The organism is Acidobacteriota bacterium (assembly GCA_028874215.1).
Lineage (GTDB): Bacteria > Acidobacteriota > UBA6911 > RPQK01 > JAJDTT01 > JAJDTT01.
The window spans coordinates 121,569-134,400 of the sequence record JAPPLF010000111.1; the positions used below are offsets into that span (position 1 = coordinate 121,569).

General features: G+C 65.4%; 10 protein-coding genes. 6 read left to right on the plus strand and 4 right to left on the minus strand.

Annotated elements, in window-relative coordinates:
- Positions 1-6: 6 nt before the first annotated feature.
- Positions 7-1,050: a Gfo/Idh/MocA family oxidoreductase gene (locus tag OXT71_22975; protein ID MDE2929263.1), complete on the minus strand. Its 1,044-nt coding sequence runs from the start codon at positions 1,048-1,050 to the stop codon at positions 7-9.
- 219 nt (positions 1,051-1,269) lie between these two features.
- Here OXT71_22975 and OXT71_22980 point away from each other — a divergent pair, with 219 nt between their 5' ends.
- From OXT71_22980 to OXT71_23000, 5 genes are all read left to right on the plus strand, one after another.
- Positions 1,270-3,150, plus strand: a complete 1,881-nt coding sequence (locus tag OXT71_22980; GenBank protein MDE2929264.1) for a CocE/NonD family hydrolase — start codon at positions 1,270-1,272, stop codon at positions 3,148-3,150.
- A 119-nt stretch (positions 3,151-3,269) separates the two neighbouring features.
- A complete protein-coding gene (locus tag OXT71_22985) occupies positions 3,270-3,668 on the plus strand; it encodes a cytochrome c (protein ID MDE2929265.1) in 399 nt (132 codons plus the stop codon).
- The gene (locus tag OXT71_22990; protein MDE2929266.1) at positions 3,665-5,566 is read left to right on the plus strand and encodes a pyrroloquinoline quinone-dependent dehydrogenase; all 1,902 of its coding nucleotides are present in this window, start codon (positions 3,665-3,667) and stop codon (positions 5,564-5,566) included. Before OXT71_22985 ends, OXT71_22990 begins: the two co-directional genes overlap by 4 nt.
- The gene (locus tag OXT71_22995; protein ID MDE2929267.1) at positions 5,538-6,077 is read left to right on the plus strand and encodes a cytochrome c3 family protein; all 540 of its coding nucleotides are present in this window, start codon (positions 5,538-5,540) and stop codon (positions 6,075-6,077) included. Before OXT71_22990 ends, OXT71_22995 begins: the two co-directional genes overlap by 29 nt.
- 130 nt (positions 6,078-6,207) lie before the next feature.
- Positions 6,208-8,061, plus strand: a complete 1,854-nt coding sequence (locus tag OXT71_23000; protein ID MDE2929268.1) for a pyrroloquinoline quinone-dependent dehydrogenase — start codon at positions 6,208-6,210, stop codon at positions 8,059-8,061.
- 9 nt (positions 8,062-8,070) lie between these two features.
- Here OXT71_23000 and OXT71_23005 read toward each other — a convergent pair whose 3' ends face one another.
- Genes OXT71_23005 through OXT71_23015 form a run of 3 tightly spaced genes read right to left on the minus strand, consistent with a single transcriptional unit; the run spans position 8,071 to position 11,633 of the window.
- Entirely contained in the window at positions 8,071-8,940 is an 870-nt protein-coding gene (locus OXT71_23005; protein MDE2929269.1) for a hypothetical protein, read from the minus strand.
- Positions 8,941-8,990: 50 nt separating this feature from the next.
- On the minus strand, positions 8,991-9,818 hold the full coding sequence (gene ppk2, locus OXT71_23010; protein MDE2929270.1) for a polyphosphate kinase 2: 828 nt from the start codon (positions 9,816-9,818) through the stop codon (positions 8,991-8,993).
- 27 nt (positions 9,819-9,845) lie between these two features.
- Positions 9,846-11,633, minus strand: a complete 1,788-nt coding sequence (locus OXT71_23015) for a hypothetical protein (GenBank protein ID MDE2929271.1) — start codon at positions 11,631-11,633, stop codon at positions 9,846-9,848.
- A 216-nt stretch (positions 11,634-11,849) separates the two neighbouring features.
- Between OXT71_23015 and OXT71_23020 the strand changes: the two genes are divergently transcribed.
- Positions 11,850-12,698, plus strand: a complete 849-nt coding sequence (locus OXT71_23020) for a metallophosphoesterase (GenBank protein MDE2929272.1) — start codon at positions 11,850-11,852, stop codon at positions 12,696-12,698.
- Positions 12,699-12,832: the final 134 nt, after the last annotated feature.

Consider the following 12,832-nt stretch of genomic DNA (forward strand, 5'->3'; position numbering starts at 1 on the left):
CGCCTCCTACCCGCTATTCACGACGTGATTCCGGTCCTCGCCCTTGAGCGGCAGCTCCACCCAGGCTCCGGAGCGGGCGTGGGAGAGGTGGAACCCGGCGATGGCTTCCAGGGTCTCGACGGCCTCCACGGCCGGGTAGGGAAACGGCGCCGTCCCCTCCAACCAGTCCACGATCTCGACGACCGCCACGTCCATGGAGGTGGCCTGCGCCCGGGGACTGGGCCACTCCTCGCTCCGGCCGTCCCAGTACTCGATCCGAACCTCCTCGCCTCCGGTGGTAGCCCGGCCCTCGGTGCCGTTGAAGCCGATCACCATGGGGACGCAGGCGTAGTCGGCGGCGTCCACCGTGGTCATGAGTCCCCCTTCCAACCGCATCACTCCCCAACCTCCCGGGTCCTGAAACGCGGGTCCCCGGCAGTCGGGCTTGCCGGCCAGATCCAGGGTCCCCGAGACCGCTTCCACCCGGCGGCCGGTGACGCATCGGATGGCGTCGAAGACGTGGGTCCCCACGTTGCCCAGGCGTCCGCTGCTCCACTGGGCCGTCACCGAGGTCAGCTCGCCCAGACCCCCGGCGGCGATGTGGTCCCTCAGCCTCCGGTAATTGGGGTTGTACCGGCGGTTGTGGTTGATGGCCAGCAATGACCCGGCTGCCTCGCAGGCGTCCACCATGTCGTGCCCGTCGGCCGCGGTGTTGGCAATCGGTTTCTCGCAAAGGATGGCCCGCACACCCTGGCGGGCGCAGGCCACCGTCATCTCCTTGTGGACCGGGGTATACGTCGCCACACCAACGATGTCGGGCTTTTCCTGCTCCAGCATCTCCCGCCAGTCGGCGTAGGTCCCGATCCCGGTCCGTTCGGTGAACCGCTGCCGCCGGCCCAGGTCGCGGCTGCTCCCGGCCACCACGTCGACGCGGGGATGGTTGGCCAGTGCGTCGATGTGGGTGCCGTCCAGATCCACCACCAACTGTCCCAAGGCGTCTCCCGAAACCTGGTCCGCGCCGCCGATGTAGCCCAGACCCATGATCACTGCCCGATGCGATGGATTCGTCATTCGTTTTGCTCCCTACAGGAATTTCAAGTGGGCTCACAATATAGAACGGCGGCCATGGCCGGTCAAAACGGCTCGTGGCGGATCTGCGGCGGAACCGTGTGGAAGATGCCGGCGGCCGGGACTAAACTGGCTCGCGGCATTCACGGAGTCCGTGACGGGTGTGGATCGCCTGTGAGGTTCCTGTAGATTGGCTGTGGATTACCGACTGGAGGAGTTGCCATGCCCCCTCGAAGAATCTGGGTGTTGATCGCTTCGGCTGCCGTAGTCTTGGGATTGGCTCCCGTCTCCTACGCCGAATCCCCCAAGGGCCCGATCCAGGTCCGGATCTGGAAGAACGTCATGGTGCCGATGCGCGACGGCGTCCGCCTGGCTACCGACGTCTATCTGCCCAACGGCGAGACCACCCCTCCGGGTCCCTTCCCCGTCATCCTCGTCCGGCACCCCTACGGGAAGCACAGGTCGGCCGCGACCGCCGAGTTCTTCACCACCCACGGCTACGCGGCGGCGATCCAGGACACGCGGGGCCGGTACGACTCGGAGGGGGAATTCTACATCTACGTCAACGAGGGGGAGGACGGGTACGACGCCGTGGAGTGGATCGCCTCCCAACCCTGGTCCAACGGCAACGTGGGGACCTACGGCGGATCCTATTCGGCCGCCTGCCAGAACGCCCTGGCGGCCCTGAGGCCGCCCCATCTGAGGACCATGTTCGCCTACGTGGGCACCTCCAACTACATCGAGGACGGAGCGGGCCGCGGTGGAGCCTTCGCCCTGCTGCACAACATGGTCTACGGGTTCCGCCTGGCTCAGACGGGCAAGGAGACCAAACCCGCCGATCCGGACCAGGAAGAAGACACGCCCACGCTGGAGGCCATGACCCGGGCCAACGAGCAATTGCGAAGCTGGCTCATGGCGGCGCCCCTCAAGTCCACCTCCCCGTTGTCCTGGACCCCCTCCTACGCCAAGTGGTACGCCGACTGGCGGGCGCATCCCACCTACGACGACTACTGGCAGCAGAACGGCTACAACTTCGAGGAGCGTTATTCCCAGTACCCGGACATCCCCATCTTCTACATCGGCGGCTGGTACGACATCTTCAAGCGCGGGACCGTGAAGAACTTCCAGGGCTTGACCGGACGGCAGGGCTACGTCCGGCTCCTGGTGGGGCCCTGGACCCACTCCACGCAGCAGACCTATGCCGGGGACGTGGACTTCGGTCCGGAGGCGAAGATGACGCTCCGGAAGAAGGCGTTGAGGTGGTTCGACCAGTTTCTCAAGGGAAAGGACCTGGGCCTGGACAAGAAGCCCCGGGTCCGCTACTTCGTCATGGGCGCCGAATCGGCGAAGCGAAACGAAAAAGGGAGGCTCCAGAGCGGCGGCGCCTGGAAGACTTCCGAGACCTGGCCCCCCGCGGAATCCCGGCAACTGCGCCTGTACCTGCACGTCGACGGCAGCCTCCGCCGCGAGCCGCCTCGAGAAACGGGCCGGAGCGGCTTCGAATACGACCCCAGGAACCCCGTGCCCACCATCGGCGGAAACATCGACTCGGGCAAGCGTCTGGTGCGCCGCGGCGCCCACAACCAGGTCCCGCTGGAGGGGGACTTCCCGGCCACCGACCTGCTGCCCCTCTCTTCCCGCTCCGACGTGCTCTCCTTTCAGACGCCGCCCCTGGAGGAGGACCTGGAGATCGCCGGTCCCATGCGGGTGGAGCTCTGGGTCTCCTCCTCGGCCAAGGACACCGACTTCACCGCCAAGCTCATGGACGTCTATCCGCCCTCGGCCGACTACCCGGAGGGTTACGCCATGAATCTGGAGGACGGTATCCTCAGGATGCGATTCCGCGAATCCCGGGAACGGGAGGAACTTATGGAGCCCGGCACCGTCTACCGGGTGGAAGTCGACCTCTGGGACACGGCCAACCGGTTCCACAAGGGGCACCGGGTCCGGCTGGACGTCTCCAGCAGCAACTTTCCCTTCTATGACGTCAACCCCAATACGGGAGAGTTCCTGGGGCGCCACACCCACTTGAAGACGGCTGTGAACAGTGTCTACCATGCTCCCGGCCGGGCTTCGGCGCTGGTCCTGACCGTGCCGGAATAACCGCAAGGGCCCCCGGCAGGCGGCCCGGCGCAGACCCGTAGTGTTACAATCGCGTGGCCGGCAAAACAGCGATCACGCCGGCAACGGCACATTCCACGAAGTTGCGGAGAAAAGGACCCATGCGAAGATTTACGACTCGACTTGTCCTGAGCCTGTTCGGTAGCTGCCTTCTCCTGTTGGCCGCCGGCTCCCACGAATGGGAGGCGCCCGACGAGGCCAAGCAGATGAAGAACCCCCACGCGGCCACTGACGAAGCCATGGCCACGGCCAGGACCCAATACGACGAGAACTGCAAGTTCTGCCACGGCGAGACCGGAGGCGCGGATGGGCCGGTGGCAGGCATGCTCAAGGAAAAGCCCCCTTCGTTCACCGAAGTCGAAGCCATGGCCAAGGTGACCGACGGTGAGCTCTTCTGGAAGATCACCAACGGCAAGGACCCCATGCCCGGCTACCAGAAGAAGCTCTCCGACGAGGAGCGGTGGCAATTGGTGAACCTCATTCGAACCTTCGCCAAGTGACCCGCTCGTCCGGCATGAAGGGCCCTATCGACCGCCGTCACTTTCTGAAAACGAGTTCGGCTCTGGCTGCCGCGTGGAGCGCCTGCGCCCCGGCCGGAGACCGCGCGGACCCCGCCGCCCGGGAGTGGCAGCACTACGGCGGAGACGCGGGCGCCGGCCGCTACTCGCCCCTGGACCAGATCAACCGGGCCAACGTCTCCGAGTTGAAGGTGGCCTGGACCTACCGGACCGGGGACGCCATGCAGCGTCCGGCCACCACCATCGAGTGCACGCCCATCGTGGTGGACGGCCGCATGTACATCTCCACGGCCACACTCCAGGTGCACGCGCTGGATGCGGCCACGGGCCGGAAACTCTGGAGTTTCGATCCCCACGGCGGAAAGCCGCTACGGGGGTCCCCGGGGGTCAACCGGGGAGTCACCTACTGGCAAAACCCGGAGCGTGCCGACGACCGCCGTATCTTCATGCCGGTCCGGGACATGCTCTATTCCATCGACGCCGGAACCGGGAAGCTGACGCCCGGATTCGGCCAGGGCGGAGTCATCGACCTGAAGGAAGACTTCGACCACGACATGACCGGACTCTCCTTCAACCTGACCAGTCCGGTGGTGGCGTACCAGGACCTGATCATCGCGGGAGGCGGCGGCGCGGAGGGACCCTATCCGGAGGCGCCGGGCCACATCCGGGGCTACGACGCCGCCACCGGGAAGCGGCGCTGGATCTTCCACACCACCCCCCGTCCGGGCCAGTTCGGAAACGACACCTGGGAAGGAGACTCGTGGAAGACCACGGGCGGGACCAACAACTGGGGCGGCATGAGCCTGGACCCGGCCCGGGGCTGGGTCTTCGCCTCCATCGGCTCGCCCGCCTTCGACTTCTACGGCGGCAACCGCAAGGGGGCCAACCTCTTCGGCAACTGCGTCCTGGCCCTCGATGCCTCCACCGGCGAGCGGAAATGGCACTTCCAGACCGTCCACCACGACGTCTGGGACTACGATCTTCCGTGCCAGCCGGCCCTCATCGACATGACCCACGGCGGGCGGACCTTCGAGGCGGTGGTCCAACCCACCAAGATGGGGATGATCTTCTTTTTCGATCGGGAGACGGGGAAACCGGTCTTTCCCGTGGAGGAACGGCCCATGCCCGCCTCGGACGTTCCGGGCGAGGAGCTGTGGCCGACCCAGCCCTTCCCCGTGAAGCCCCCTCCCCTGTGCCGGCAGGGGTTCATGCCGGACCAGATTACCGACATCTCTCAGGAAGCCCACGCCTTCGTCAAGGAGATCTACGACCGATCCCGCGTCGGCGATCTGTACACTCCGCCGAGCCTGGAGGGGACCATCATCCATCCCGGTTTCCGGGGCGGGGCCCTGTGGGGCGGATGCAGCCACGACCCGGCGGCCAACCGGCTCTTCGTGAATACCAGCGAATGGACCAACCGCATCACGCTGGCCCCTGCCCGGGAGGACCAGCCCTTCGACTATGCCCTTCCGGAACGCGCCCTTTTGCAGGACCCGGAGAAATTCCCGGCCATCAAGCCCCCATGGGGCTACCTGACGGCCATCGACCTGGACTCGGGGGACTTCGCTTGGCGGGTGGTGGCGGGAGAGATTCCGGAGCTGAAGGCCCGCGGAATCACCGGGACCGGGAGCCCCATGCACGGCGGGACCATCGCCACTGCGGGAGGCCTGATCTTCGTGGGTGGATCTTTCGACAAAAAGTTCCGCGCCTACGATTCCAGCAACGGACGGGTGCTCTGGGAGCGCCCGTTGAACGCCGGCGGCTTCGCCACACCGTCCACCTACGAGACGGAGGGCCGGCAATATGTGGTCATTGCCGCCGGAGGCGGCCAGGCCGCTTCCAATTCAGGCGATGAATTCGTGGCCTTTGCGCTGGCTTGAGCCGGATCCCCGGGGCCGAAGCCTGGGAATTGCGGCCCTGGTTGCAGTCCTGGGCGTTCTGTCCGGGGCGGCCCGCTCCGACAACAAGGCGCCGGAGCCTCAGCCCATCCCCTTCAGTCACAGAATCCATGCGGCCGCCGGTATGCGGTGCTCCTTCTGCCACGCCATCGAGGAACCGGGATTTGCGGCCGGGCTGCCGGCCGAGTCCAAGTGCATGGTCTGCCACACCGCCGTCAAGAGCGACAGCCCGGACATCCTCAAGCTGGCCAAGGCCGCGAAAGCGGGGGAGACGATCCCCTGGGTGCGGATCTACCGGGTGCCCGACTACGTCTGGTTCTCACACGCCCTGCACGCCGTGGACGCCAAGATCGAATGCGCCGCCTGTCACGGCCCCGTCGCCACACGGGACGTGTTGGTTCAGGAAAAGCCCACGTCCATGGAGTTCTGCATGGAATGTCACGCGGAGCAAAAGGCCTCCAACGGCTGCGAAGTCTGCCACGTCCGGCAGTAGGAACGGCGGCTTTCCTGCCGCCGATTCATTGGGGCGGCGGTTTCCTAACCGCCGATTCTTTGATCGTCCATCGGAGGAAAAAGACTGTCCCCCCTCCAATTGTGCTCCTATGTGGCATCATATGGTCCCCATGAAGACCGGCACATGGTCGCGAGACCGTCTCCTCCTGCTACTGGGTCTCCTGCTGGCCGCAAACTGCGTCCCGGCGCCCGACCCTTCCGACGACAACGACTGGCGTTACCACGGCAAGGACCCTGGCGGGACGAGGTACTCCGCCCTGGCCCAGATCAACCGGACCAACGTCCAGGAACTGGAGGTGGCCTGGATCTACCGCATGGGAGAGGTCAAGCGCCCGCACCGGACCATCCCCAACCGGATGCAGGCTCCGTGGGAGACCACGCCCCTGGTGGTGGACGGGGTCCTCTACCTGTCCACGCCGTCCAACCGGGTCATCGCCCTGGAGGCGGAGACGGGACGGGAACTCTGGGAGTTCGATCCGCAGGAAGGCAGCGGAGACAGCCGTTTCTATCTCCAACACCGGGGAGTCTCGTACTGGGAGGGGACCGTCGATGGGAAACTCCAACGGCGGATCCTCATGGGGACGGGAGACGCCCGGCTGTTCGCGCTGGATGCCGACACGGGCCGTCTGATCCCCGATTTCGGCCAGGACGGGTGGGTGGACCTGGACGGGGGCATGACCACCCGCTGGCCCAAGAGCATCTACACGGTCACCTCCCCGGTGGCCGTCTACCAGAACGTGGTGGTCACGGGGTCGCGGCTCAGCTCCGGCCAGGAGAGCAAGGGTCCCAGCGGCAAGGTCCGGGCCTGGGACGTGCTCACGGGCGACCTGGTCTGGGAGTTCCACACCGTTCCCCGGCCCGGCGAACCGGGAAACGAGACCTGGGAGGGAGACTCGTGGAAGGACCGTTCCGGCGCCAACGCCTGGTCGATCATCAGCGTGGACACGGAGCGGGGCTGGGTGTTCGTCCCTACGGCCTCCCCCCTGGGCCCCGACCGCGACGGCCAGAACCTGTATGGAAACTCCCTGGTGGTGCTGGACGCCCTCACCGGAAAGCTGGTCTGGTACTTCCAGGCGGTCCGCCACGACACCTGGGACTATGACCTTCCGGCCCAGCCGGTGCTGGTGACCCTGGAACAGGACGGCCGCGCGGTCCCGGCCGTGGCTCAGCCCACCAAGATGGGCATGGTCTTCGTGTTGCACCGGGAGACCGGCAAGCCGGTGCTCCCGGTGGAGGAGCGTCCCGTGCCCCAGACCGGGGGCGGATACAACTGGCCCACCCAGCCCTTCACCGTCAAGCCGCCTCCGCTGGTACGGCACAACCTGACCCGGGACGACGTGAGCCGGGTCACGCCCGAGTCCTACGAATTCTGCCGGGAGCTCTTCGACTCGCTCCACTACGAGGGCATCTACACGCCGCGGCAGGAGGGGCCGACCCTCATGCTGCCGGGTTCCCTGGGCGGAGCCAACTGGTCCGGAGCCTCGTTCGATCCCACGACCGGGTTTCTCTACGTGAACGTCACCGAGCTGGGGAACGCCCGCGGCGCGGGCCGCCGATTCTGGCAGGACAACAAGTGGCCCTGCCAGGAGCCTCCCTGGGGAACGCTCAACGCCGTGGATCTGAACCGTGGCGAGATCGTGTGGAAGAGTGTCCTCGGCGTCGTTGACGAGCTGGCGGAGAAAGGCGTCCCCAAGACCGGAACCCCGAACTTGGGCGGATCCATCGTCACCGCAGGAGGATTGGTCTTCGTCGGGGGCACCAACGACAGCAGGTTCCGGGCGTTCGACTCGGCATCCGGAGAGGAGCTCTGGGTCGACCTGCTGGAGGCCAATGCCCACGCCACGCCCATGACCTTCTGGGGGGAGAAGACGGCTAAGCAGTACGTGGTGATCGCCGCGGGCGGTGGCAACGTCTTCAGCGACGTCACGTCCGACGGGTTGGTGGCTTATGCTTTGCCGGATTAAGCGGATCGCTCAGCCCATGTCACTCTCGTCCAATTGCTCCGAGGCGACGTAATTCCAGACGAGGGCCAGATTGAAAAGGTAGATGATGGAGCGCGTGAGGCGTTCCGCGTCTGACATCTCAACGCGGCGGGCGTGCGCAATACGGTTTCTGTGGTCGTTCATTGAGCGTAGCACGTAGGACGCCTTCGGAACCGAACCCATGGGCAGCAGGCCTTCCGCCTGTAGCCGGGAGACGTATTCCGGAAAACTGGACCTGGCCCGGCCTTCCGCTCCCAGCATCTGGCTGATGTTCCTACGGATTTCCTCATGAGTGCTTTCGACAAACTCCCGGGGATACATGATGGGTTCCATTTCCCTCATCCAGACCTTGAAGGAGGGATCTCCCGACACCTGAAACGCCAATTCCTTGAGCATCTTTTCCAGGTCCCGGAGAATCGTTCGCTCGGTGAGATCGATTTCACCGTCGCTTCGTGACTCAGAGGTCTCGAAAGCCCCCTCGACCAGACTTTGCGTTTTCCGAGCCGACTTCTCGACGTTGTCCACAATACTCAGAAGCGTCTTCACCCCTTCGTCGAGGTTATCCAAACGTTTCCGCACCGTTGCTTCGCCGGGTTTCGCCTCGGCGGGCGCCGGAGGAGGGAGCCTTTTCGAGGTGGGTTCTCCGAGCTCGAAAATCGCGGCGTCGCGTCCAAATTCTTTCTTCAAAGCGCGATAACACGCCATCGTTTTCGGATACACCCAACGGGTCCTTTTCGGGTCCCAGCGGCGGCCCGGGATCTTCTTGGCCCGCTCCTTCTCGCCGGGCGCGATCTTTACTTCGTAGTCCTTCTCGGTCTCCGTGACTTCGATGGGAAAGAAGTTGCCTCTGGGAAATTGCATTGGTGTTCGGTTGGCCACGATGTGAGTTCCGCCCGCCGGTGGCGGAGGTTTCAGTAGACTTCCGGAACGAACCGCTGGATCCCCATGGGGGGCCGGACGTAACCGCCGTCCTCCTGCCGGGGCGGGAGCTCCAGCTCGGGCGGATCTTTCTGGTTGTAGTCGAACCGGCTCAGCAGGTGGGTGATGCAGTTGAGGCGGGCCCGGCGCTTGTCGTCGGCGTTGACCACGTACCAGGGTGCGTCGGGGACGTCCGTCTTGTCGAACATGGCGTCCTTGGCCTTGGAGTACTCCACCCACCGCAGCCGCGACTCCAGATCCATGGGACTCAGTTTCCAGCGCTTGCGCGGATCGCGGATCCGGGCCTGGAAACGGCGTTCCTGCTCGTCGTCGCTCACCGAGAACCAGTACTTGATGAGGTGGAGGTGCGACCGGAGCAGCATCCGCTCGAACTGGGGGCAGGAGTAGAGGAATTCCCAGTATTCCTCGTCGGTGCAGAACCCCATGACCCGCTCGACGCCGGCCCGGTTGTACCAGCTCCGGTCGAAGAGAACGATCTCGCCGGCGGCCGGGAGATGCGCCACGTAGCGCTGGAAATACCACTGGGTCCGCTCGCGCTCGGTGGGCTTGGCCAGGGCGGCCACGCGGACCTGACGCGGATTCAGCGTCTGGATGATCCGCTTGATGACGCCCCCCTTGCCGGCCGCGTCCCTGCCCTCGAACAGGACCACGACCTTGAGCCCTTCCCGGGCCACCCAGTCCTGGAGCTTGGTCAGCTCCGCCTGCAGCCGCCGGAGCTCCGCTTCGTAGACTTTCCGCTTCAGGCGCCGGGGACGTTTCTTCAATCCGTCGCTGGTGGTCGGCTCGATCGGGGCGTCCATACTCTCCTCTATTAGGAAAATACCAGTTCAGCTCCTCCGTTTGAACACGGAGAGCCATCCCAGAATCAGAGTCGCCAGCAACGTGACGAAGAAGGAGACCGGCAGCGGCCACATCCAGGAAACGGCCTTCAGCCGGACCAGCAGCCGGCGCGACCCCAGGGTCACCACGTCGTCGGGGGCGATCAGGGCAGGCGACCCGGAACTTTCGTTGACCCGGATCTCCGCATCCTCGGCCAGAGCCCGAATCGACCAGCCCTCAGGCGTCCGCTCCACCCCGGCATGCCGGGGAGCCACTCCTTCTCCGGTCAGGACGAAGCGGTTGTCGCCGGGACTGGAGCCGATGGTGTTGGGCGTCTCCGCCAGCGGCGTCCATCGGGTCGGTTCCTCGCCTTCCTCCAGGACGTAGAGGAAGACGTCGGGGTGGTCCTGGAACCAGTGTCCCAGGGACAGGTAGAACCCGGTCCCCAGACCCAGGAAGGCCGCCAGCACCATGGCGGCGGCGCTGGCGCGGAATTTCAGGAAGGCGGCGACGAACATGCCTCCCAGGGTCCCGATGACGTAGGCGATGATCCGGGTCGTGAGATCGAATATGTTGCCCCGGGAGCCCTCGGGGATGGTGTTCAGGAAGAGGCAGAAGAGGACGGCGTAGATGCCGGCTCCCAGGGTGAAGAACCGGGCCAGGCGGAGCTGGGACTTCTGGGAGAGCGGATCTTTTCGGAAGCGTCCCACGAAGTCGACGGTCAGGACGGTGGCGACTCCGTGCATGCTGGAATCCAGCGCGGCCATTGCGGTGGAGAAGAGGGCGGCCACCACCAGGCCGGCCAGGCCCCGCGGCAGGGTGTGGGCGATGAAGTGGGGAAAAACCTCGTCGGGCGTCCCCGGAAGCTGGGCCTTGTAGTAGGAGTAGAGGGCGATTCCGCCCAGTCCCAGGAGGATGCCCACGCTCACGTCGGCGGCCTGGTTGGCCAGGATGGAACGGCGGGCGGCGCGGAGCGATCCCGTGGCCAGGTAACGCTGCACCATGAGCTGGTCCGATCCGCAGGTGGAGACCCACCAGACGAAGGCGTAGATGGCCATCCCCAGCACGCTGACCCGGACGTAGGGGTCGAGCCGGAAGAAGGGCTGCGGCTCATGGTCCGCCGCCAGGATGTCCTGGAGCCAGGTGACGGGGCCGGTCCCGGTGTCGACGAAGATGTAGCCGATGGTGAAGAGGAGGCCGCCGAAGAGGATGATGAACTGCACCAGGTCGGTCCACATGACGGCCCGCATGCCGCCCAGCACCGTGTAGACGACGGCGATGACGCCGACCCCCAGCACCACCCAGGTGAAGGGCAGGTCGGCCATCTTGGACATGGCGATGGCGGCGGTGTAGACGATCATCCCCATCATGGAGAGGCGGATGCAGAGGAAAAGCGTCGAGCCGAACAGCCGCGCGCCGAGACCGTATTGCTCCTCCAGGTACTCGTAGGCGCTGGTCAGCCTTTTGCGCATGAAGAAGGGGACGAGAATCAGGACCGCCACCGCCACGCTGAAGGGAACGTGCATCTGCCGGCCCCAGACCCCGATCCCGTTCTTGATGAACTCGCCCGGTTCGGAGAGATAGGCGATGGTGGAGAGCAGCGAGGCGTACATGCTGAGCCCCACCACGAACCAGGGCATCTTGCGCCCGGCCAGGAAGTACTCGTCGGCCGATTTCTGCCGCTTGCTGAAGTAGTAGCCCAGCAGCAGCACGCACGCGAAGTAGACCGCGACCACCACGTAGTCGACGGTCTGCAGCCCGTCGTAGCGGTCGACGCGCACCGGGGTCGTGGTCATGGTCAGTAGCGGATGAATCGGACTCTCCTCGTCGTGGAAACCGGCCGAGGCTGGACCGCCTCGACTCGGGGCAGAGGTTACGCGGGCGCCAACCTGTTGGCAAGGGCCGGAGGGGCGACTTTCCTGCCGCCCATTATGCTTCCTCTTTCTTCGATTGAGGAATCGGCGACAGGAAAGTCGCCGCTCCAGACGGGTGCTATGATTGATCCTCAATCCATGAAGATCACTCGCAGAAAGGTACTGAAGACCCTGGGAATCGGCTTGGGGGCCGGTTACGTCGGGTTGAGCGGGACCTGGCTCTACGCGACGAGACTCGAGGTCAAACGGCTCCGTCTGGAGCGGGTCCAGGTGCCTCTCCCAAGCCTGCCCGGTTCATTGGACGGCCTGCGGATCGTCCTGCTCAGCGACTTCCATCTCTTCCCCCACACGCAGATCGAACTCATCGACGCCGCCGTGGAGATGGCCAACGAGTGCCGGCCCGACCTGGCCCTGCTGGGCGGAGACTACGTCCTCTCCACCGCCGAATCCATCTACGAGCTGGCGCCGGCCCTGGGACGCCTGGACGCCAAGTACGGGGTCTTCGCCGTTCTGGGCAACCACGACCACTGGAAGAACGCGGATGCGGTGATCGACGCACTGACCCGCTCCGGCATTCACATGCTTATAAACGAAGGGTTGACCCTGCCGGTCGGCCGGCAACCGCTCTACCTGGCCGGCGTGGACGACGGCTGGGTCCGGCGCCACGATTTTGAGAAGGCGCTGGCGAACCGCAACGGCGAGGACCCGACCCTCCTCCTGATGCACGAACCGGACTTCGCCGACGACTTCCTGGCCGACGGCCGGGTCCTGCTCCAGCTTTCGGGCCACAGCCACGGCGGCCAGGTCCGTTTCCCCTTCATCGGCTCCCCCTTCCTGCCTCCGTACGGGCGCAAGTACGACCAGGGCCTCTACCGGGTCGGCCAGGGATGGCTCTACACCAACGTGGGGATCGGGGTGACGGCCCCATTGCGCCTGAACTGTCCGCCGGAGGTCACCGAGGTCACGCTGGTCTCCCAGGGCGGTTGACAGGAGGGGCGATTTCCAATCGCCCGGTCTTCGTCGCCAAGTTGCCACACCGGAGTTCGGCGGTTAGGAAACCGCCGCCCCAGGAAGGGCGATTTCCAATCGCCCGGTCTTCGGCGCCACTTTGCTTCACCGGA

What these genes read in the sequence shown, in the direction of transcription:
- OXT71_22975 (MDE2929263.1), bottom strand. Translation starts at nt 1,050, where the DNA reads ATGACGAATCCATCGCATCGGGCAGTGATCATGGGTCTGGGCTACATC.
- OXT71_23020 (MDE2929272.1), top strand. Translation starts at nt 11,850, where the DNA reads ATGAAGATCACTCGCAGAAAGGTACTGAAGACCCTGGGAATCGGCTTG.
- OXT71_22980 (MDE2929264.1), top strand. Translation starts at nt 1,270, where the DNA reads ATGCCCCCTCGAAGAATCTGGGTGTTGATCGCTTCGGCTGCCGTAGTC.
- ppk2 (MDE2929270.1), bottom strand. Translation starts at nt 9,818, where the DNA reads ATGGACGCCCCGATCGAGCCGACCACCAGCGACGGATTGAAGAAACGT.
- OXT71_23000 (MDE2929268.1), top strand. Translation starts at nt 6,208, where the DNA reads ATGAAGACCGGCACATGGTCGCGAGACCGTCTCCTCCTGCTACTGGGT.
- OXT71_22985 (MDE2929265.1), top strand. Translation starts at nt 3,270, where the DNA reads ATGCGAAGATTTACGACTCGACTTGTCCTGAGCCTGTTCGGTAGCTGC.
- OXT71_23015 (MDE2929271.1), bottom strand. Translation starts at nt 11,633, where the DNA reads ATGACCACGACCCCGGTGCGCGTCGACCGCTACGACGGGCTGCAGACC.
- OXT71_22995 (MDE2929267.1), top strand. Translation starts at nt 5,538, where the DNA reads ATGAATTCGTGGCCTTTGCGCTGGCTTGAGCCGGATCCCCGGGGCCGA.
- OXT71_23005 (MDE2929269.1), bottom strand. Translation starts at nt 8,940, where the DNA reads ATGCAATTTCCCAGAGGCAACTTCTTTCCCATCGAAGTCACGGAGACC.